This is a genomic window from Ruegeria sp. YKSF131, from assembly GCF_059612645.1.
This window is the reverse complement of sequence record NZ_JBXWQZ010000061.1, coordinates 1-18,903: the sequence shown is the minus strand read 5'-3', so window position 1 is coordinate 18,903 and position 18,903 is coordinate 1. Positions and strand designations below refer to the sequence as shown.

Annotated in this window: 21 protein-coding genes; 11 read left to right on the top strand and 10 right to left on the bottom strand. The window is 57.1% G+C overall.

Features of this window, described 5'->3' with window-relative positions:
- Position 1: 1 nt before the first annotated feature.
- The gene (locus AC2FLZ_RS17920; protein ID WP_480555657.1) at positions 2 to 979 is read left to right on the top strand and encodes an ABC transporter ATP-binding protein; all 978 of its coding nucleotides are present in this window, start codon (positions 2 to 4) and stop codon (positions 977 to 979) included.
- Entirely contained in the window at positions 976 to 1,932 is a 957-nt protein-coding gene (locus tag AC2FLZ_RS17915; RefSeq protein WP_480520838.1) for a dipeptide ABC transporter ATP-binding protein, read from the top strand. Before AC2FLZ_RS17920 ends, AC2FLZ_RS17915 begins: the two co-directional genes overlap by 4 nt.
- A 73-nt stretch (positions 1,933 to 2,005) precedes the next feature.
- On the opposite strand, the gene AC2FLZ_RS17910 is transcribed toward AC2FLZ_RS17915, so the two are convergent.
- Entirely contained in the window at positions 2,006 to 2,776 is a 771-nt protein-coding gene (locus AC2FLZ_RS17910) for a transporter substrate-binding domain-containing protein (RefSeq protein WP_496882522.1), read from the bottom strand.
- A 121-nt stretch (positions 2,777 to 2,897) separates the two neighbouring features.
- Here AC2FLZ_RS17910 and AC2FLZ_RS17905 point away from each other — a divergent pair, with 121 nt between their 5' ends.
- Genes AC2FLZ_RS17905 through AC2FLZ_RS17895 form a run of 3 tightly spaced genes read left to right on the top strand, consistent with a single transcriptional unit; the run spans position 2,898 to position 4,753 of the window.
- A complete protein-coding gene (locus tag AC2FLZ_RS17905; RefSeq protein ID WP_480520834.1) occupies positions 2,898 to 3,638 on the top strand; it encodes an amino acid ABC transporter ATP-binding protein in 741 nt (246 codons plus the stop codon).
- Positions 3,639 to 3,647: 9 nt separating this feature from the next.
- On the top strand, positions 3,648 to 4,406 hold the full coding sequence (locus AC2FLZ_RS17900) for an amino acid ABC transporter permease (protein ID WP_480520832.1): 759 nt from the start codon (positions 3,648 to 3,650) through the stop codon (positions 4,404 to 4,406).
- Between the two features lie 11 nt (positions 4,407 to 4,417).
- Positions 4,418 to 4,753 carry a carboxymuconolactone decarboxylase family protein gene (locus tag AC2FLZ_RS17895; RefSeq protein WP_480477599.1) on the top strand — a complete coding sequence of 112 codons (336 nt, stop codon included), beginning with the start codon at positions 4,418 to 4,420 and terminating at the stop codon, positions 4,751 to 4,753.
- A 31-nt stretch (positions 4,754 to 4,784) separates the two neighbouring features.
- On the opposite strand, the gene AC2FLZ_RS17890 is transcribed toward AC2FLZ_RS17895, so the two are convergent.
- A complete protein-coding gene (locus AC2FLZ_RS17890) occupies positions 4,785 to 5,717 on the bottom strand; it encodes a hydrogen peroxide-inducible genes activator (protein ID WP_480520830.1) in 933 nt (310 codons plus the stop codon).
- A gap of 107 nt (positions 5,718 to 5,824) precedes the next feature.
- On the opposite strand from AC2FLZ_RS17890, the gene katG reads away from it, so the two are divergent.
- Complete coding sequence (gene katG / locus AC2FLZ_RS17885) at positions 5,825 to 8,005, top strand: catalase/peroxidase HPI (RefSeq protein WP_496882521.1); 2,181 nt, start codon at positions 5,825 to 5,827, stop codon at positions 8,003 to 8,005.
- A gap of 69 nt (positions 8,006 to 8,074) precedes the next feature.
- Here the strand turns inward: katG and AC2FLZ_RS17880 are convergent, their stop codons facing one another.
- The 6 genes from AC2FLZ_RS17880 to AC2FLZ_RS17855 form a co-directional block, all read right to left on the bottom strand.
- Positions 8,075 to 8,917, bottom strand: coding sequence for a fumarylacetoacetate hydrolase family protein (locus AC2FLZ_RS17880; protein WP_496882520.1), 843 nt, complete (start codon positions 8,915 to 8,917; stop codon positions 8,075 to 8,077).
- Between the two features lie 18 nt (positions 8,918 to 8,935).
- On the bottom strand, positions 8,936 to 9,691 hold the full coding sequence (locus AC2FLZ_RS17875; protein WP_480555649.1) for an SDR family oxidoreductase: 756 nt from the start codon (positions 9,689 to 9,691) through the stop codon (positions 8,936 to 8,938).
- Positions 9,692 to 9,830: 139 nt separating this feature from the next.
- Positions 9,831 to 10,661, bottom strand: a complete 831-nt coding sequence (locus AC2FLZ_RS17870) for an amidohydrolase family protein (protein WP_496882519.1) — start codon at positions 10,659 to 10,661, stop codon at positions 9,831 to 9,833.
- Positions 10,658 to 11,086, bottom strand: a complete 429-nt coding sequence (locus AC2FLZ_RS17865; protein WP_480555645.1) for an RbsD/FucU family protein — start codon at positions 11,084 to 11,086, stop codon at positions 10,658 to 10,660. Before AC2FLZ_RS17865 ends, AC2FLZ_RS17870 begins: the two co-directional genes overlap by 4 nt.
- Positions 11,076 to 12,128 (bottom strand): aldo/keto reductase, encoded by a 1,053-nt coding sequence (locus AC2FLZ_RS17860; protein WP_496882518.1) that lies wholly within the window; start codon positions 12,126 to 12,128, stop codon positions 11,076 to 11,078. The genes AC2FLZ_RS17865 and AC2FLZ_RS17860 overlap by 11 nt, the downstream gene beginning before the upstream one ends.
- Complete coding sequence (locus AC2FLZ_RS17855) at positions 12,125 to 12,862, bottom strand: GntR family transcriptional regulator (protein ID WP_480520815.1); 738 nt, start codon at positions 12,860 to 12,862, stop codon at positions 12,125 to 12,127. Before AC2FLZ_RS17855 ends, AC2FLZ_RS17860 begins: the two co-directional genes overlap by 4 nt.
- Before the next feature lie 81 nt (positions 12,863 to 12,943).
- Here AC2FLZ_RS17855 and AC2FLZ_RS17850 point away from each other — a divergent pair, with 81 nt between their 5' ends.
- Genes AC2FLZ_RS17850 through AC2FLZ_RS17835 form a run of 4 tightly spaced genes read left to right on the top strand, consistent with a single transcriptional unit; the run spans position 12,944 to position 18,058 of the window.
- Positions 12,944 to 14,497 carry a UxaA family hydrolase gene (locus tag AC2FLZ_RS17850; protein ID WP_496882517.1) on the top strand — a complete coding sequence of 518 codons (1,554 nt, stop codon included), beginning with the start codon at positions 12,944 to 12,946 and terminating at the stop codon, positions 14,495 to 14,497.
- 41 nt (positions 14,498 to 14,538) lie between these two features.
- Positions 14,539 to 16,062 carry a sugar ABC transporter ATP-binding protein gene (locus tag AC2FLZ_RS17845; RefSeq protein WP_496882516.1) on the top strand — a complete coding sequence of 508 codons (1,524 nt, stop codon included), beginning with the start codon at positions 14,539 to 14,541 and terminating at the stop codon, positions 16,060 to 16,062.
- On the top strand, positions 16,062 to 17,069 hold the full coding sequence (locus AC2FLZ_RS17840) for an ABC transporter permease (RefSeq protein WP_480477577.1): 1,008 nt from the start codon (positions 16,062 to 16,064) through the stop codon (positions 17,067 to 17,069). Before AC2FLZ_RS17845 ends, AC2FLZ_RS17840 begins: the two co-directional genes overlap by 1 nt.
- 44 nt (positions 17,070 to 17,113) lie before the next feature.
- Positions 17,114 to 18,058 carry an ABC transporter substrate-binding protein gene (locus tag AC2FLZ_RS17835; protein ID WP_496716311.1) on the top strand — a complete coding sequence of 315 codons (945 nt, stop codon included), beginning with the start codon at positions 17,114 to 17,116 and terminating at the stop codon, positions 18,056 to 18,058.
- A gap of 54 nt (positions 18,059 to 18,112) precedes the next feature.
- Here the strand turns inward: AC2FLZ_RS17835 and AC2FLZ_RS17830 are convergent, their stop codons facing one another.
- The gene (locus AC2FLZ_RS17830) at positions 18,113 to 18,412 is read right to left on the bottom strand and encodes a CcdB family protein (protein ID WP_209599024.1); all 300 of its coding nucleotides are present in this window, start codon (positions 18,410 to 18,412) and stop codon (positions 18,113 to 18,115) included.
- The gene (locus AC2FLZ_RS17825; protein WP_480520806.1) at positions 18,412 to 18,642 is read right to left on the bottom strand and encodes a type II toxin-antitoxin system CcdA family antitoxin; all 231 of its coding nucleotides are present in this window, start codon (positions 18,640 to 18,642) and stop codon (positions 18,412 to 18,414) included. Before AC2FLZ_RS17825 ends, AC2FLZ_RS17830 begins: the two co-directional genes overlap by 1 nt.
- On the opposite strand from AC2FLZ_RS17825, the gene AC2FLZ_RS17820 reads away from it, so the two are divergent.
- A partial coding sequence (locus AC2FLZ_RS17820; RefSeq protein ID WP_496882515.1) for a hypothetical protein occupies positions 18,630 to 18,903 on the top strand: 274 nt, incomplete at its 3' end. The two genes, AC2FLZ_RS17825 and AC2FLZ_RS17820, sit on opposite strands and share 13 nt — an antisense overlap.

The following is an 18,903-nucleotide window of genomic DNA, read 5'->3' as shown; positions in this document are numbered from 1 at the left end:
CATGAGCCTTTTGCAGATCCGTAATCTGACTGTCGAGTTCGCCACATCTTCGGGTAGTTTCCGCGCCGTGGACGGTGTTGACCTGTCGGTCGACAAAGGCGAATTGCTGGCCATCGTCGGCGAAAGCGGTTCGGGCAAGTCCGTGTCGATGCTGGCACTGATGGGCTTGCTGCCCTGGACCGCCACGATCACCGCCGATGAGATGAGCTTTGAGGGCCGTGACCTGTCCGGTATCTCGGCCCGCGAACGGCGCAAGATCATTGGTAAGGACATGGCGATGATCTTTCAGGAACCGATGTCCTCGCTGAACCCCTGTTTTACTGTCGGGTTTCAGATCAAAGAGGCATTGCGCATCCACCTTGGCCTGAACCGAAAAGAGCGTCACGAGCGTGCGGTCGAATTGTTCGATCAGGTTGGCATTCCCGCGCCTGAAAGCCGCCTGAATTCCTTTCCGCATCAAATGTCAGGGGGCATGAACCAACGGGTTGTGATCGCGATGGCCATTGCCTGCAACCCCAAGCTGCTGATCGCGGATGAACCGACCACGGCGCTGGACGTGACCATTCAGGCGCAGATTCTGGATCTGTTGATCCGGTTGCGTAATGAGCATGGCATGGGTCTGGTTCTGATCACCCATGACATGGGTGTCGTGGCGGAAACCGCCGAGCGGGTTCAGGTGCAATATGCCGGGCAAAAGGTTGAAGAACAGCCTGTCAGGGATTTGTTTCGAACGCCGCGTCATCCCTATACCACGGCCCTGCTAAGTGCTTTGCCGGAGCGGGCAACGTCCAAGATTCTGCCGACGATTCCAGGTGTTGTCCCGGGGCAATTCGACCGGCCAAAAGGATGCCTTTTCAGCCCACGGTGCCGCTTTGCCGATGCAACCTGCGCTCAGACCCCGCCGACCCCTCATGCCGAGGCATTTGGCAAGGCGCGCTGTCACCATGTTGAAAAGATTGCCGCCGGAGAGCTGGTATGACTACACCTATCGTTCAGGCCAACGCCCTGGCCCGGTTTTACACGGTCAAAGGCGGGTTGCTGTCCAAACCCGCAACCGTAAAGGCGCTGTCGGGGGTGGATTTCGACCTGCAACCGGGAAAAACATTGGCCATTGTCGGAGAGTCAGGCTGTGGCAAGTCTACGCTGGCCAGACTGATCACAATGATCGAAGAACCAACCTCGGGCAGCCTGACGATAAACGGGGTCGAAATTACCCCTTCGCAATGGAGCAAGATGCGAGAGACGGTGCAGATCGTCTTTCAGGATCCCTATAGCTCGTTGAATCCGCGTCAGCGCATCGGCCAGATCCTGCAGGAACCGCTGATCATCAACCGGCCTCAGATGACGGCCGCCGACCGTGAAATGCAGGCACGCAAGATGATCGAGATGGTGGGCCTGCGCCCGGAACATTATGACCGCTATCCGCATATGTTCTCGGGTGGGCAGCGCCAGCGGATCGCCATTGCGCGGGCGCTTATGCTGGACCCCAAGGTGCTGGTTCTGGATGAACCTGTCTCGGCACTGGATGTGTCGATTCAATCGCAGATCTTGAACCTGCTGGTCGATCTTCAGGAACGGCTGAACTTGGCCTACCTGTTCATTTCACATGACTTGTCGGTTGTCCGGCATTTCGCCGACGACGTGATTGTCATGTATCTGGGGCGCGCGGTCGAAAAAGGTCCGAAAGAGCAGCTGTTCGCTGCTCCCCGACATCCGTACTCCAAGGCGTTGCTGTCCACGACGCCCCGTGCCGACCCGGATGCCCGGAAAGAGCGGATCAAGCTGGAAGGCGAGTTGCCGTCACCCATGAACATCCCGAAAGGGTGCGCTTTTGCGCAACGATGCTGGCTCGCGACTGACCAGTGCAGGCAAACATTGCCTGAACTGGATGATGAAATCCATCAGGTTGCGTGTCTGCATCCTCTTTTCTGAAAAACCAGATGACCAACGAAAACACCCGGGCCATAGGACCGGGCGTTAGAGTATCCGCACGTCCTTGAAGGCGTCAGAGCCCCCATTTATCGCGGTTTGCTTCAAAGAAGCCTTCCGCTTTTTTCACTTCGATCCAGTTGTTAACATAATTTATCCAGATCTGGTCGCCTTGTGGCAGGATCATTGCAATCGGCGAAGGTGATCGGGGGCCAGCGTTTTTCACGCGCTCTACTGGAAATTTCTCCTCTAGTGTCGATCCTTCGATGTTCGACGTGATGAACACATCAGCACGACCGGCGATAACTTCCTGAAAACCGCGGGCTGGGGCCTCGACCACCTTGATCTCGGCGTCAGGGAACCACTCGCGGACCCGTTTTTCAAACGTGGTGCCCAAAGTCGTCGCGACCTTAACTCCGGGTTGATTGATCGAGTCATATCCGTCGAATTTGTCGGCCTTTTCCTTGGTGGTGTAGGGGAAGAGTTCCACCGAGATATAGCTGTCGGAAAAACCCGCAACTTTCATGCGCGGTGGTGAAATCGATGCCGACCCGGTCAGGTGGTACTTGCCCGCGACCACACCATTCACCAGTGTTTTCCAGTCGGTGGGGACAAATTCGACCTCAACGCCAAGATCGGCGGCCAGTGCATTCATAATGTCGATGTCGTACCCTTTGTAGCTGTTGGTTGCCGGGTCGCGCAGTGTCATAGGGTTCCAGTCACCTGTGGTGCCAACCTTGAGTACGCCGGAGTCCAGCACCTCGTTCAGCGCAGATTGCGCCTGTGCGGAACCTGACAATACAAGCCCCAACACGGCAGCCGCCGCGGCTTTCCAAAAAACGCTCATAGGTATCTCCCGTTGGTGGCGTTACGATCTTGTGATCGTATTCTTCATTGATTTAAGTCTAAAGGGAAAGATAACCTCAAGAAAATTTTATACTGAGGCTAAAATAGGGGCAATTCAGCTTATGCCAGACGCCGCAATCGAACTTGTGGATGTGAACAAGTGGTTTGATACCTTTCACGTTCTCAAGGACATCAATCTGACAGTCAACAGCGGCGAAAAGGTGGTAATTTGCGGACCTTCCGGGTCAGGAAAATCGACCGTTGTGAGATGTATCAACCAGTTGGAGAAGCACCAGAAAGGTACCATTCGTGTAGACGGGATTGAGCTGACGGATGATGCAAAATCTGCGGCAACCATTCGGTCAGAAGTCGGGATGGTTTTCCAGCAATTCAATCTGTTTCCGCATTTGACCGTTTTGGAAAACCTAACTCTGGGCCCGATCAAAGCGCGCGGCCTGAGCCGGAAGGACGCGGAAGAAAAAGCGCGCCATTATCTGGATCGGGTACATATTCCCGATCAGGCGGACAAAAAGCCCATGCAGTTGTCCGGTGGTCAGCAACAGCGCGTGGCCATCGCGCGGTCCCTGTGCATGGAGCCACGCGTGCTGTTGTTTGATGAACCCACGTCGGCGCTGGACCCCGAGATGATCTCGGAAGTGTTGGAAGTTATGGTGGAACTGGCGAATGAGGGCATGACCATGGTGGTCGTGACCCACGAGATGGGGTTTGCCCGCAAAGTGGCTGACAAGATGATCTTCATGGATGCTGGTGAGATCGTCGAAGAAGGCAAGCCGGAACATTTCTTCTCCAACCCTCAGTCTGATCGGTGTCGCAAATTCCTGTCTCAGATACTGCAGCACTAAGAGGGGCAGATGAAAAAACTCTTTATGATAATGCCCCTGCTGATGCTCACAGGCTGTTCGTCGTCCCAGACCTGGGGTTGGTATGTGATCAACCCGACCACAGCATCGGGTTGGATCAATGTAAAATTCCTGATCTCAGGGATGGGGGCAACGATCCAGATTTCACTGATCGCGGCCGTGTTGTCGATCGTACTGGGGCTGATGGTGGCCCTGCCGGGATTGTCCGAGAAACGCGGCTGGCGACTGGTCAACCGTGTTTACGTTGAATTCATTCGCGCCATTCCCCTGCTGCCGATGCTGTTCTGGGTCTTTTACGGATTGCCCATCGTGTTCAAGTCGATGGGCATGAATGTCCCCATCGATCCCTTTTGGGGTGCGATCATCACATTGGCGATTTCTGACAGCGCCTTCACTGCCGAGATTTACCGCGCAGGCATTCAATCCATTGCGCGTGGTCAGAGCGAAGCGGCGCAGACCATCGGGTTGAACTATGTGCAGACCATGCGCTATGTGATCCTGCCGCAGGCAGTCCGGCGCATTCTGCCGCCCTTGGCAAACCAGTTCATCTACATCGTCAAGATGAGCGCATTCGCCAGCGTCATCGGGATGCAGGAACTGACCCGGCGCGCGAATGAGCTGGTGGTCACGGAATACCGCCCGTTGGAAATCTATACCCTGTTGATCTTTGAATACCTGATCCTGGTTCTGATCATCAGTGCCGGTGTGCGCTGGCTGGAGCGTCGCATGGGCGCGGACGAGCGCGGATAAGGAGAATGGATATGGACTGGAAAGCTTTCATGGCCGAGACCGAGGCCAATATCGGAACTTTTTCGAAGGAAGTGCCCGAAACCGTGCGCGGCTTTGGCATCATGGGCAAGGCCGCCAAGACTGATGGCGCGCTGAGTGAGAAAACCAAGGAATTCATGGCCCTTGGCATCGCCATCGCGACCCGCTGCGACAGCTGCATCGGATTTCACGTGCGTTCCCTTGTCCGGCTGGGTGCCACCCGAGACGAGATGTGCGAGGCATTGGCAATGGCGACCTATATGGGTGGCGGGCCGTCTTATGCCTACAGCGCCAAAGCGTTGAAGGCATATGATGTGTTTTCCGGGTAATTGCCGCGCATAGCACTAAAGCGGTTAGTGATCAGCCGTTTGGTTCCGGTTTCATTTGCCCCATGCCTCCAGCGTTTTCTTCGGCGGTTTTGCGAATAATTGCGCCAATTTTCAGGAGGTTTTCGCCCAGCGGGTTGGTCTTTCGCCAGATCAGGCCGATGGTCCGGGTTGGTGGAGTATCCTGAAAGCGGGCGATGGACACGTCGGCAGACCGGGTTTCCAGCCCCACGGCCATTTCCGGTATCAGCGTCACACCGATGCCCGCCCCGACCATCTGCACCAGTGTGGACAGAGAGCTGCCCTCCATAATGTGTTGCGGTTCGATATTGCGGATCGAACAGAACGAAAGCGCCTGATCCCTGAAACAATGCCCTTCTTCCAGCAACAGCAGCCGCATGGTTCTGAGCTGTGACGAACTTGGCATTGGCAACCCGGCGTCCCGCGCCGGGCGAACCAGCAGAAAGTCTTCGTTAAACAACGAAAATTCCCGAAGGCTAGGTTCCGAGACCGGCAAAGCGACAACGGCAAAATCCAGTCTGGAGTCCAGAATTTCGCCGATCAGGGTTTGGGTGATGGTCTCTTTGGGTTCGATCGTCAGCTGCGGGAATCGTTGCGACAGTGCCTTAATGATTGATGGCAGCAAATAAGGCGCGACCGTGGGGATGACCCCGATTCTGATGCGACCCGACAAGGGACCAGCGGAAGATTGCACAAGATTCCCCAAATCTTCGACCCGCGTCAGGATTTCGCGGCCATGTTTTAGGACATCTTCGCCAAGCGCGGTCAGGCGGGTTTCGCGTGCTGCGCGTTCGACCAAGGGGCCACCCATTATGGCCTCCAGCTCCTTGATTTGTATGGAAAGCGCGGGTTGCGATATCGCGCTGGCTGCCGCCGCCTTGCCAAAGTGGCCGTGGGTGGCAAGCGCTTCGAAGTAGCGCAGGTGTTTAAGTGTGAGTGACTTCATAGGAAAAATTAATCGCAATGATAGTAATTACAAATTTCCAATTATCGAAACCGTAAGGTACGAGTCAAGACATCTGAACCCCTCGGTAAATACTCAGGAGATTTACAATGGACGGTAATCCCCACAATCACCAATCCGGCGGCTGCCCAGTCTTGCATGGCGGGAACACGGGCACGGGCAACTCTGTCACCAAATGGTGGCCGGATGCGCTGAACCTGGACATTCTGAGCCAGCACGACACCCGCACCAATCCGATGGACGCGGATTACAACCACCGCGAGGCAGTCAAAGGGCTGGATTTCAACGCTGTTCGTGCTGACGTCGAAGCGTTGCTGACCGACAGTCAGGACTGGTGGCCGGCCGATTGGGGCCACTATGGCGGCCTGATGATCCGACTGGCGTGGCACTCTGCCGGGTCGTACCGTCTGGGGGATGGTCGTGGTGGCGCAGGCTCGGGCAACATCCGTTTTGCACCGCTGAACTCATGGCCGGATAATGCCAGCCTTGATAAAGCGCGCCGTCTGCTCTGGCCGGTGAAAAAGAAATACGGCAATGCGCTGTCCTGGGCAGACCTGATTGTTCTGTCGGGAACGGTTGCCTACGAAGCCATGGGTCTGAAGACCTTTGGCTTTGGCTTTGGCCGCGAAGATATCTGGGGCCCGGAAAAAGACGTCTACTGGGGTTCGGAAAACCAGTGGCTGGCTCCGTCCGAGAACCGCTATGGCGATCTGGAAACCCCCGGCACGCTGGAAAACCCGCTGGGCGCGGTGCACATGGGCCTGATCTATGTGAACCCCGAAGGTGTGAACGGTAATCCGGACCCGGCGAAAACAGCGCTGCACATCCGCGAAACCTTTGCCCGCATGGCGATGAATGACGAAGAGACGGCGGCGCTGACCTGCGGTGGTCACACAGTCGGCAAAGCCCATGGTGCGATGGCAGGCGATCATATCGGTGCCGAGCCCGAAGCCTGCCCGGTCTCCGGTCAGGGCCTGGGTTGGAACAACCCCGATCAGAACGGCAAGGCAACCAACGCATTCACCTCTGGTATCGAGGGTGCGTGGACAAAAAACCCGACCAAATTCGACATGGGCTTTTTCGATTACCTGTTCGGATATGAGTGGGAATTGGGTAAATCGCCCGCGGGTGCACAACAGTGGCAGCCTATCGACATGCCGGAAGATGAAAAGCCGGTCGACCCGACCGACCCTTCGGTTCGGCGAATGCCGGTCATGACCGATGCGGACATGGCAATGAAGATCGATCCGATTTACAACGCGATCTGTCAGAAGTTCATGGCCGACCCGGATTACTTTGCTGACACCTTTGCCCGCGCTTGGTTCAAGCTGACCCACCGCGATATGGGGCCACGCGTCAACTACTATGGCCCAAACGTCCCGTCAGAAGAGCTGATCTGGCAGGACCCGGTCCCTGCCGGTTCGACCGCGTATGACGTCGGTGCCGTCAAGGCAAAGATCGCCGACAGCGGTCTGACCACGGTCGAGATGATCACCACAGCATGGGACAGCGCCCGCACCTTCCGTGGCTCGGACAAACGCGGCGGCGCAAACGGTGCACGTATCCGTCTGGCGCCACAGAAAGACTGGGCAGGGAATGAGCCCGAGCGTCTGGCAAAAGTGCTGGGCGTGCTGGAGCCGATTGCAGCGGAAACCGGGGCCTCGATTGCAGACGTGATCGTTCTGGCGGGCAACGTCGGTCTGGAACAGTCGATCAAAGCCGCAGGTTTTGACATGACGGTTCCGTTCTCGGCTGGTCGCGGCGACGCAACGGACGAGCAGACCGATGCCGTCAGCTTCTCGGTGCTGGAGCCGCTGGCGGACGGGTTTAGAAACTGGCAGCTGAAGGAATACGCGGTATCCCCCGAGGCGATGATGCTGGACCGCGCGCAACTGCTGGGTCTGACCGCAGCCGAGATGACGGTTCTGGTTGGTGGCCTGCGTGTGCTGGGTGCCAATCACGGTGGATCAGAGCATGGGGTCTTCACGGATCGCGTGGGTCAGTTGACCACCGACTTCTTCGTCAACCTGACGGATATGTCGCTCAGCTGGCACCCGGTTGACGGCGGCACATATGAGCTGCGTGATCGTGCCTCGGGTGACGTCAGGTTCACCGCAACCAGCGCGGATCTGGTCTTCGGCTCGAACTCGATCCTGCGTGGCTACGCCGAGGTCTATGCCCAGGACGATAATGCCCAGAAGTTCGTGCGCGACTTCGTAGCGGCCTGGACTAAGATCATGAACAACGACCGGTTCGATCTGGTAGCCTAAGTCAAAAAATATCAGGCGAGGGAAACCTCGCCTGATATTGTGTTCGGGCTGACATCTGGTAGTGCCCGATTATCCCGCGATCACATTCTGTTTTTGAACACCCAGGCCTTCGATGCCCAGTTCCATCGTGTCGCCGGGTTTCAGATAGACTTGCGGGTTTTGCCCCATGCCCACACCCGGCGGAGTTCCGGTCGAGATCACATCGCCCGGCTGTAAAGACATGAATTGCGACAGGTGTGAGATCACAGTTGCCACCCCGAAATGCATCGTCCGGGTCGAGCCGTCCTGATAACGGTGGCCGTTGACCTCAAGATACATCGGCAGGTTCTGTGGGTCTGCAACCTCGTCCCGCGTCACCAGCCACGGACCGATGGGGCCGAATGTGTCTGCCGACTTGCCCTTGACCCACTGCCCCGAGCGGTGAAGCTGAAAATCACGTTCCGACAGGTCATTGACCACGCAATAGCCAGCGACGTGATCCATCGCTTCGGCCTCGGAGATGTATTTTGTTTCCTTGCCGATCACCACGCCCAACTCGACCTCCCAGTCGGTCTTGACGGACCCGCGCGGGATTTCCACCGTGTCGTTCGGCCCGATAATGGCCGATGTCGCCTTGAAAAAGATCACAGGTTCCTGCGGCAATTCCATACCGCTTTCTGCCGCGTGGTCGGCATAGTTCAGGCCGATGCAAATGAACTTGCCCACATGGCCGACACATGCCCCTAAACGGGTGTTGCCTTCAACCATCGGTAAATCTCGTGGATCCAGCGCGCGCAGTCGCGTCAACCCTTCGTCGCTGAGAACGTCGCCCGAAATATCGTCGATGACGCCTGACAGGTCGCGAATTGTGCCATCGTCGTGCAGCAGCCCGGGCTTTTCAGCACCCAAGGCGCCAAACCGCAGTAGTTTCATATTGTGATCCCTTTCAGCTTAAATCGCCCATCCGCCATCAATGGCAAAGGGCTGACCAGTGGTAAATGCACTGCTGTCGCTCGCAAGGTAGAGCGCCAGATCGGCAATCTCGTCCGCGGTTCCAATGCGCCCCATCGGCTGGCGGGCGATGAAATCCGTCATCGCCTTTTCGTAGTCGCCTGTCGCCCGCAAACGCTCGTGCAGGCTGGGGCTGTCGACAGTGCCGGGGCAGATTGCATTGCACCGGATGCCCTGCGTGACAAAATCGGCGGCGATCGACTTGGTCAGGCCAATTACGGCAGCCTTTGATGCGCAATATACAAACCGGTTTGGAACGCCCTTCATCGACGAGGCGACCGAGGACATATTGATGATCGACCCCCCGCCGTTTTTCAACATCGCGGGCAGGGTCAGACGGATCAGGCGATACATGGCCTTCACATTAAGATCGAAACTGAAATCCCAGTCGTCCTCTTCGCACTCAAGAATGGTGCCGTTTGCCACGTATCCAGCGCAATTGAACAGGATATCCAACGGTGGCAATTCAGCCACGGCACGTTTCACGGCATGCGCATCTGTCACGTCGAGATGGATCGGAGAGATCCCGTCGATCTCCGAAAGCCCGGCCAAGTTGGTTTCGTTGATGTCGCTGGCAAAGACATGCGCGCCTTCGGCTGCGAACAGTTCGGCCGTGGCACGTCCGATGCCCTGTCCAGCGGCGCTGATGAATGCGGTTTTGCCTCTTAGTCGGTCAGAAGGCTGATGCGATGTCATTCTGGTCCTCATGATTTTCCCGAAACCGGGTGGTGTGGTGGGGATAACTGCCCTTCTGTTCGCGCCTCAGGGAAAACACTGGGCAGGATAAGCGGGCGCAAAACAGTGCGTCGCGTGTTTGGAGTCCGGTGCAGCACCGTCAAATCCTGATGTGATAGGCCTTTGCCGCATTCCCTCCGAGGATGGTTTCGCAGTCATCGGAGGAAAGTGCGCTTAGCAGTTCAGCGGTTGCATCGATCCAGCGTTCATAGCTGCTGGCCAGTGTGCAGACCGGCCAGTCGCTGCCCCAGATCAACCGCGATGCTCCGAACGTGTTCAGTAGGTGATCTACATAGGGGTACAGGTCCCGAACCGTCCAGTCAGGCGCAGCTTCAGTGACAAGACCGGACAGTTTGCAGAACGCGTTGGTGTCCCGCGCGATGGCGGCCATGTCTTCGGCCCACCCGTCAAGTACACCCTCCCGGATCAGAGGTTTTGAGCCATGGTCAATCACAACCCGCATGTTTGGGTGACGCGCCACAAGTTGACGTAACGGGCCTAGGTGTCGGGGTAGGGTGAGGGCATCAAAAGTCAGATCGTTTGACTGGATGGCCTCAAAGGCAGGCGTCAGTGCCGCGCCGAGCATCCAGTTCGGATCAGCGATGTCCTGAATCATCGGCCGCAATCCAACCAAAGCGGGATGAGCGGCAAGTCTGGTGATTTGTGCACGCGCATCAGGGGCGTCAAAATCGACCCAGCCAACCACACCTTTGATAAAAGGTGTCTTGTCGGCCAGTGACAACAGGTACTCCGTCTCGGCGACGGTCGGCGCGGCCTGAACCAGAATTGTCCCGTCGATGCCCTGTGCTTGCAACAATGGCGCAAGGTCATCTGGCCCGAAGTCCCGGTAAATCTGGCCCAGGTTGGGTGTCAGCCACCCATAGTCACCACGCGACAGCGCCCAAAAATGCTGATGGGCGTCGATCTTCATGCGATCACGCCCTTCTTCAGGATGATGTTGCCGTAGAGCCTGCGCTCGCCGGTCTGAATGATGGCAAATGCGGATGCCGCGCGTTGGTAGAAGGCGAACCGGTCCAGACCCTGAATTTGCGCGGGGTTGTCAGCCCGCGCGTTGATGATCTTCTGGAAATCCGCGACGGCCTCGGGCACGGCTTCGGGATCACCGACAACCTGCATGGTCAGTGCGGGGTCGGGCACGAATGTATCCAGCGGCATGACAGACAACACGGCGCCAAGCAGGTCGCTTGCCGTTGAACCGTCTGCACGGATGCAGTCGGGCCCAAGGCTTGAGCCCGGGAAATTGGCATCTGCAATAACGATGTCATCGCCATGGCCCATGGCGCGCAGGGCGTACAGCAATTCAGGAGACAGCAGCGGGTCGAGATTACGCAGCATTGACAGGTTCCTTGGGCAAGGGGGCATCTGACCGGATCAGGCCTTCGGTATGCAGGTCTGACCAAAGCTGGGCGGGGATGGAGCGTTCCAGCAGGGCGACATTGGCTTGAACCTCGGCCGCGTTAACAGCGCCCGGAACAACCGTTTTCACGGCGGGGTGTCCCAGAACAAATTGCAGCGCGGCTGCGATCAGTGGTGTGTCATGGGCCGCACAGACGGTCTCGATCCTGCGCACCCGTTCAAGAATATCCTCAGGCGCATCGGAATAGTTATACTTGGCCCCTGGCACCGCTCCGGTGGCGAGGATGCCCGAATTATACGGCCCGCCCAGAATGATGCCCACATCGCGTTTCTCGCAAAGCGGCAGAAAACTGTTCAAGGCTTCCTGCTCCAAAAGCGTATACCGACCCGCCAGAAGAAACCCGTCGAAATCGCCAAGACCCAGCAGTTTCTCGCAAACCTGCCATTCGTTCACGCCCGCGCCAATCGCGGCGATCTCGCCTGCGTCTCGCAATTCAACCAGCGCCTTGTAACCGCCGTCATCGAACAACTCGCGCACTTTGGCGTCTGACATTTCCTGACTGCCCTGACTGAAAGCGCAGACGTCATGCACCAGAAGAATGTCTGCATTGGCAACACCGATCCGGTCCCGGCTTGCCTCATATGACCGCATGACGCCGTCATAGGTATAGTCGAACACAATGCGTTTCTGCGGAACGTCCACAAACGCTTCGGGCGTCACCTCATGTGGTTCGCAATCCAGCAGCAGACGACCAATTTTGGTCGATAGCTGGATGTTCTCACGTCCAAACCGCCTGATCGCTTCGCCAAAGCGATACTCGGACCGGCCCAACCCGTATTGCGGCGCGGTGTCGAAAAACCGGATGCCTGCGTCAAATGCGGATTGGAGCGCAGCTTGCGCATCAGCATCCGAGACCTTGCGATAAAGATTGCCCAAAGGTGCGCCGCCAAACCCCATGCGGGTCAGCGGCACGGGCCGGGACGTTTTGTTGTTCAGAAGAGCGGTTTGCGAAACGGTCATCCTGCCTCTCGGGTGGTTTGGGGCGTTAAGTTAAACAGCTGCGGTCTTTCCTGTTGCAGCCGTTCGATCCGAGGCATCAGTTGCCCAAGGTGATGGCGCATGGCGTCTTGTGCCGCACGTTCGTCATGGGCACTGATGGCATCGAATATCGCCCGGTGTTCGGACAGTGTTTCCGCAATGCGGCCGGGTGTCGGCAACAGCAACATCCGTGCGCGGCTGACCTGTAGCGACACGGTCTGTGCCACATCCGGCAGGCGAAGCATCCCGGTGAACGCCATCAACAGGGCGTGGAATTCCTCATCTGCGTGGTAAAACCCGGCAATGTCTTCATCTTCGATCAACAGCTCTTGCAGGCGCACATTGCGGCTCAGCTTTTTGCGCTGATCTTCGGTCAGGTCACGCGCAACCTTGGCCACTGTTGCCAGCTCCAGGGCCTCTCGCAGAAAGGCGCCTTCGCGAATTTCCTCCATCGAGAAATAGGACACACGTGTACCCGATTGCGGCACCACATCCACCAGCCCTTCGGCGGAAAGCCTGGTGATGGCGTCCGCGACAGGTGCGCGGGACACACCCAATTGCGCGCAGATCGGCGCCTTCCGAAGGTTAGCGCCGGGGGGGAAATCCAATGCCAGGATCGCCTGTTTGATGGATTGGTAAACGCGCTGCGCGAGCGACCCCTCAAATGTTGAAATGTCGGGCAGGCGGGTGGCGTCAATGTCGTATGGGTGGTTCATAAATCTGAACTATCATACTAACATGTTAGTTGACAAGAGAGGATTATCCCCGTAGCTCTGTGGCGAACAAGCGGGGAATCCATGCACCCAGTTTCAGAGATCAAAGCCCAGGGCGGCCCCGCCCGTGACACAATCCGGCTGAACCCGGATGACAACGTGATCATCGCGTTGCGCGACCTGAAAGCCGGCGCGCAACCGGATGGGTTATCGGTGCAGCTTCCCACGGAAATCGCACGCGGGCACAAGATCGCCACCGCCCCGATTGCGGCAGGTGAGAATGTGATCCGCTATGGACAGATCATAGGTCAGGCCAAAGCGGATATCGCCGCAGGCGAGCATGTTCATGTCCATAATCTGGGTATGGGGACGCATCAGCAGGACTACGCATATGCAAGCGCGAACACGCCGCTGCCCGAGATTTCAGGCTCCCGTATCTTCCAGGGCTTCCACCGCGCCGATGGCAAGGTCGGCACGCGCAACTACATCGGCATTTTGACAACGGTGAATTGCTCTGGCTCCGTGGCGAGGTTCATAGCCGAAGCCACCGAGAAACGGGGCTTGTTGGACGCGTACCCGAATGTGGACGGTATCGTCCCGATCGTTCATGGCACCGGATGCGGGATGTCGGGAAAAGATGAAGGCTATGCCACACTGTTCCGGACATTGGCTGGATATGCCCAGCACCCGAATTTCGCCGGTATCCTTCTGATCGGTTTGGGGTGCGAGGTGATGCAGGTAGCCGATCTGGTTGGGGGTCGTCCGATCCGTCCTGATGGCGTGCTGCGTTACATGACCATTCAGAGTGAGGGCGGTACGCGCCGTACCATTGAACGTGGATTGAACGAACTGCGCGGGATTGCCGAACTCGCGAACAAGGCCGAACGCGAACCTGCGCCGATCAGTGCGATAACGGTTGGAATGCAATGCGGCGGGTCGGATGGCTATTCCGGGATCACCGCCAATCCCGCTTTGGGTTATGCCTCGGATTTGCTGGTGCGGCATGGCGGTACGACGATCTTGTCCGAAACCTCGGAAATCTACGGTGCAGAACACCTTTTGACCCGGCGGGCCGAGACCGTTGAAGTCGGGGAAAAGCTGATAGAACGCATTCGCTGGTGGGAGGGGTATACTCACCGCAACGGTGGTGAGATGAACAACAACCCTAGCCCCGGAAACAAGCGCGGCGGGTTGACGACCATTCTTGAGAAATCGCTGGGCGCTGTCGCCAAAGGCGGAACCGCGCCCTTGCGCGGTGTTTACAAGTTTGGCGAGAAAATCGACAGGACCGGGTTTGTTTTCATGGACAGCCCCGGTTTCGACCCATGCTCGGTCACGGGGCAGGTGGCATCAGGCGCGAACCTGATCGTGTTCACCACCGGGCGGGGCTCGGTTTCCGGTTATCAACCAACGCCCTGCATCAAGCTGGCAACCAATTCCGAAATGTTTGCCCGGATGTCGGAAGACATGGATTTGAACTGCGGGGACATCGTCACAGACGGCGTGAGCATCGAGGCAAAAGGCGAAGAGCTGTTCGAAATGCTGATCCGCGTTGCATCGGGTGAACAAACAAAAAGCGAAGAACTTGGCTTTGGCGGGGTCGAATTTGTCCCCTGGCAAATCGGCGCGGTGATGTAGGCCGCACCACCCCTTAGGGAGAGGGGTGTTTGGGAGGGTAAATGACAAAACTGGTCGACATGTCGGGGATCGAGAAACACTTTCCCGGAGTCCATGCGCTGAAATCAGTGCAGTTCGATCTGGTGCCCGGTGAAGTCCATGCGCTGATGGGCGAGAACGGTGCAGGCAAAAGCACGCTGATGAAAATCCTTTCGGGGATCTATCAGCGCGACGGCGGCACACTGCAAATCGAAGGGCGTAATGCAAACCCAACCACGCCACGCGAGGCGCAGGCCTTGGGTATCGGCATCATCCATCAGGAACTGAGCCTGATGAATGATCTGACGGTGGCACAGAATATTTTTATCGGCCGCGAACCTCGTAAACGGTTTGGCCGACTGAACGATGCCGCGTTGAATGCACAGACAGCTGAGATTTTTGCGTCCATGAACCTAAACCTCGACCCCAGGGCGCAGGTCGGCAGTCTGACCATCGCCAAACAACAGATGGTCGAGATCGCCAAGGCCCTGTCTTTCCGGTCCAGGGTTCTGATCATGGATGAACCGACCGCGGCCCTGAACGATGCTGAAATTGCCGAGCTGTTCGTCATCATCCGCCGTCTGAAGGCCGAAGGCGTGGGCATTGTCTATATCAGCCACAAAATGGATGAGCTGAAGCAGATCGCTGACCGGGTCACGGTGATGCGCGACGGAGAATACGTTGGCACAGTTGACGCGGCAGCAACGCCGATCAGCCAGATTATCGCGATGATGGTAGGTCGCGAAGTCAAGGAAGAGCCGCTGGTTCCCCCCGATCTGAGCGATGCCGAAGTTTCGCTGGAAGTGACCGGGCTGTGTCGGGGTCACGAAATCCACGATGTCAGCTTCTCGGTTCTGAAGGGTGAAATCCTGGGCTTTGCCGGGCTGATGGGGGCCGGACGTACCGAAGTTGCGCGGGCAATCTTCGGGGCAGATCCCAAGGATAGCGGGGAAATCCGGGTGCATGGGCAGGTGGTCTCGATCCGCACGCCATCCGATGCCGTCAAGGCTGGCATTGGCTATCTTTCCGAGGATCGCAAGCATTTCGGCCTCGCCACCGGGATGAGCGTTCGTGACAATGTTGCCTTGGCGTCGATGGATATGTTCACCGGACGTGTCGGTGTTCTGAACGACAGTGAAATCAGCACGACAGCCAAGAGTTACATAATGCAGATGGGTATTCGCACGCCTTCGGACACGCAGGAGGTGCGTCTTCTGTCCGGGGGCAATCAGCAGAAAGTTGTCATTGCCAAATGGCTGCTGCGGGATTGCGATATCCTGATTTTCGATGAACCCACGCGTGGCATCGACGTGGGCGCAAAATCTGAAATCTACAAGCTGCTGGAAGAACTTGCCGGGCAGGGCAAGACGATCATCGTGATTTCGTCGGAACTGCCCGAGATCATGCGCCTAAGCCATCGCATCGCTGTGATGTGTGAAGGCCGGCTGACTGGCATTCTGCCGGGCGGCAAAAACACCACTCAGGAAGATATCATGCATCTGGCGACCCAGCGGGTGGCAGCGATGCAGGTAACAGGAACAGCGTAATGACCTCAGCAACGGATATCGAAAAGAAAAGCCCGCTGGCGGGTCTCTCCGAAAGCGGCGCCTATCAAAAGCTGCTGGCCTTCGCCAGCTTGATTGCCTTGCTGATCGGGTTTTCAATCGCGTCGCCGAATTTCATGCAAACCTCAAACATGATCGCCATTTTGCAGGCGACATCGGTCAATGGGGTGCTGGCGGTTGCTGCAACACTGGTCATCATAACTGGCGGGATCGATCTGTCCGTGGGAACTCTGATGACGTTCTGCGCCGTCATTGCCGGTGTCGTGCTGACCTATCTCGGAATGCCGCTGTTGCTGGGGGTTGTGGCAGCGATTGCGGCGGGTGCGTTCTGCGGGCTGTGTTCGGGCACCTTTGTCGCCAAGATGAAAATCCCTCCCTTCATTGCCACGCTAGGTATGATGCTGATCCTAAAAGGGTTGTCGCTAGTGATCTCGGGCACGCGGCCTATCTACTTTAATGACACGCCGGGTTTTGACCAGATTTCGCGCGGGTCGCTGATCGGAGAGGTTTTCCCTGCTTTGCCGATCCCAAATGGCGTGCTGATCCTTTTCCTTGTTGCCATTGCAGCTTCGTACATTCTGGGGCGCACGGTTCTGGGCAGATACACCTTTGCGCTCGGATCGAACGAAGAAGCGGTGCGCCTTTCGGGGGTGAATACCGATCTTTGGAAGATGCGTATTTACGCTCTGGCAGGTGCGATCTGCGGTATCGGTGGAATCCTGATCGCGTCGCGTCTGAATTCGGCGCAGCCCGCGCTGGGGCTTGGCTACGAGCTGGAAGCTATTGCTGCCGTCGTGATCGGGGGCACGTCCCTGTCCGGTGGGCGCGGTACGATCCTTGGCACCCTGATCGGTGCCCTGATCATGGCAGTTCTGACCAATGGTTTGCGGGTGCTGTCCGTCGCGCAGGAATGGCAGACCGTTGTCACCGGCGCGATCATCATTCTGGCCGTTTACGCCGATATGGCGCGGCGCAGGAAGACAGGTTGAACATTCACAAAAATTAGAAACGAAGACCAACTGGAGGAGAAGACATGCTAACACGTCGTTTCATTTTGGGGGCCCTGAGTGCGGCCAGCCTTTCGATACCTGCATCAATGTCATCAGCGGAAGACATATATATTCCGCTGGTGTCCAAAGGGTTTCAGCACCAGTTCTGGCAGGCGGTAAAGTCGGGTGCGGAACAAGCCGCCGAGGAATACGGTGTCACGATCACCTTTGAAGGCCCGGACAACGAAACCATGGTGGATCGTCAGATCGACATGCTGGCGGCGGCCTTGGCCAATAACCCCAAGGCCATCGGTTTTGCCGCTCTGGACAGCCAGGCCGCCATTCCACTGTTGAAGCAAGCTGATGAAAAAGGCATTCCGATCATCGCCTTTGACAGTGGCGTTGACAGCGACATTCCGGTTTCTACAGCAACCACAGACAATCAGGCCGCGGCTGCGCTGGCTGCGGACAAGATGGCCGAGATGATTGGCGGCAAAGGCAAAGTGGCCGTTGTTGCGCATGACCAGACCAGCCGCACAGGCATTGATCGGCGTGACGGCTTCGTCAATCGTATTGCTGAAAAATACCCGGACATCGAAGTTGTCACGGTTCAATACGGTCAGGGTGACCACCTGAAATCGACCGAGGTGACCAAAGCAATCCTGACGGCGAACCCCGATCTGAATGGCATCTTCGGCACCAACGAGGGCTCGGCCATCGGTGTGGTGAACGGGGTGCAAGAACTGGGGGCCGAGGGGCTGGTCATCATCGGGTATGACAGCGGTAAGGCCCAGAAAGATGCGATCAAAAGCGGGTTGATGGCGGGTGCAATCACTCAGAATCCCGTGGGCATCGGGTATGAAACCGTCAAGGCTGCTGTAGCTGCGATGAAGGGCGAAGAAGTTCCTGCCCTGATTGATACCGGGTTCTACTACTACGACGCATCCAACATCGACGATCCGAAGATCGCGGCAGTGCTGTACGACTGATTTTCATTGTCATACTTGTTCCTGGCTCTTGGTTCTCCAAGGGCCAGAAGCTTGTCAGAATCCCTGCATCAGCATGTCGATGCCGGCGGTGATCTGCGCAAAGTGATCATCAAGGTTGTCGACTGGCGATTTTAGAATGCCCACCGGAACGGCAGCCATGAATTGGGTCGCCATTACAAACGGTTTGCCCTGGATATCAAAGACGGGATTGAGCCGGGTGGCTGGGATCGGCGCCGTCGCTTCGGGAAGCAGGGGCACGACGACGCGTGTGTTCAACCCGCTCAGCAGATCGCTCTGGATGTCCAGAAGATACCCGTCACCTGACGGGTTGGGGAACACGTCGTATTTTGGCATCAGAACTGTCGGTAGGTATCCAGCGGTAAGCCATTATGCTCGACATACGCGTTGGAACTCTCAAGTGCGGCCTTGTTTTCGGCTTTCCAGCGTTCAGCTTTTGCGCTGGCGACTGCGGCCCGAATGCCGTCTTCGGCTGCCCGGGACAGGTTGATCTTCAGATCCCGCGCCTCGGACAGTATATCGCCATCCAGTGATAGATTTGTCGGTCTACGAGATGGAGCATTCATTTGGTTACCCTCAAGACTGCGCCATTTTACCACTACGCCATATGCGCGTCAAACATGCGCATATTGCTCGACGCGCGGAAAATCTCTGTTCAACGGCACGTGGCAATCAGGAAGTTATTGGCCTGAAAAGAGCATTGCGCTCTGTTCTTGAGCTCCCCCTATTACTGTGCGACTTTTTGTTTGTGTTTGTTGAACTGTTGGTCGAAGAGGTTTTTGAAGGGGCCGTTTTTCTGCATGAGTTGGTCGAGGTTTCCCTGTTCG

Coding starts and splice junctions, on each gene's coding strand:
- katG (WP_496882521.1), top strand. CDS start 5,825: ATGGACGGTAATCCCCACAATCACCAATCCGGCGGCTGCCCAGTCTTG.
- AC2FLZ_RS17840 (WP_480477577.1), top strand. CDS start 16,062: ATGACCTCAGCAACGGATATCGAAAAGAAAAGCCCGCTGGCGGGTCTC.
- AC2FLZ_RS17835 (WP_496716311.1), top strand. CDS start 17,114: ATGCTAACACGTCGTTTCATTTTGGGGGCCCTGAGTGCGGCCAGCCTT.
- AC2FLZ_RS17870 (WP_496882519.1), bottom strand. CDS start 10,661: ATGAAGATCGACGCCCATCAGCATTTTTGGGCGCTGTCGCGTGGTGAC.
- AC2FLZ_RS17850 (WP_496882517.1), top strand. CDS start 12,944: ATGCACCCAGTTTCAGAGATCAAAGCCCAGGGCGGCCCCGCCCGTGAC.
- AC2FLZ_RS17860 (WP_496882518.1), bottom strand. CDS start 12,128: ATGACCGTTTCGCAAACCGCTCTTCTGAACAACAAAACGTCCCGGCCC.
- AC2FLZ_RS17825 (WP_480520806.1), bottom strand. CDS start 18,642: ATGAATGCTCCATCTCGTAGACCGACAAATCTATCACTGGATGGCGAT.
- AC2FLZ_RS17915 (WP_480520838.1), top strand. CDS start 976: ATGACTACACCTATCGTTCAGGCCAACGCCCTGGCCCGGTTTTACACG.
- AC2FLZ_RS17905 (WP_480520834.1), top strand. CDS start 2,898: ATGCCAGACGCCGCAATCGAACTTGTGGATGTGAACAAGTGGTTTGAT.
- AC2FLZ_RS17845 (WP_496882516.1), top strand. CDS start 14,539: ATGACAAAACTGGTCGACATGTCGGGGATCGAGAAACACTTTCCCGGA.
- AC2FLZ_RS17865 (WP_480555645.1), bottom strand. CDS start 11,086: ATGCTGCGTAATCTCGACCCGCTGCTGTCTCCTGAATTGCTGTACGCC.
- AC2FLZ_RS17830 (WP_209599024.1), bottom strand. CDS start 18,412: ATGCCAAAATACGACGTGTTCCCCAACCCGTCAGGTGACGGGTATCTT.
- AC2FLZ_RS17890 (WP_480520830.1), bottom strand. CDS start 5,717: ATGAAGTCACTCACACTTAAACACCTGCGCTACTTCGAAGCGCTTGCC.
- AC2FLZ_RS17895 (WP_480477599.1), top strand. CDS start 4,418: ATGGACTGGAAAGCTTTCATGGCCGAGACCGAGGCCAATATCGGAACT.
- AC2FLZ_RS17900 (WP_480520832.1), top strand. CDS start 3,648: ATGAAAAAACTCTTTATGATAATGCCCCTGCTGATGCTCACAGGCTGT.
- AC2FLZ_RS17910 (WP_496882522.1), bottom strand. CDS start 2,776: ATGAGCGTTTTTTGGAAAGCCGCGGCGGCTGCCGTGTTGGGGCTTGTA.
- AC2FLZ_RS17880 (WP_496882520.1), bottom strand. CDS start 8,917: ATGAAACTACTGCGGTTTGGCGCCTTGGGTGCTGAAAAGCCCGGGCTG.
- AC2FLZ_RS17920 (WP_480555657.1), top strand. CDS start 2: ATGAGCCTTTTGCAGATCCGTAATCTGACTGTCGAGTTCGCCACATCT.
- AC2FLZ_RS17855 (WP_480520815.1), bottom strand. CDS start 12,862: ATGAACCACCCATACGACATTGACGCCACCCGCCTGCCCGACATTTCA.
- AC2FLZ_RS17875 (WP_480555649.1), bottom strand. CDS start 9,691: ATGACATCGCATCAGCCTTCTGACCGACTAAGAGGCAAAACCGCATTC.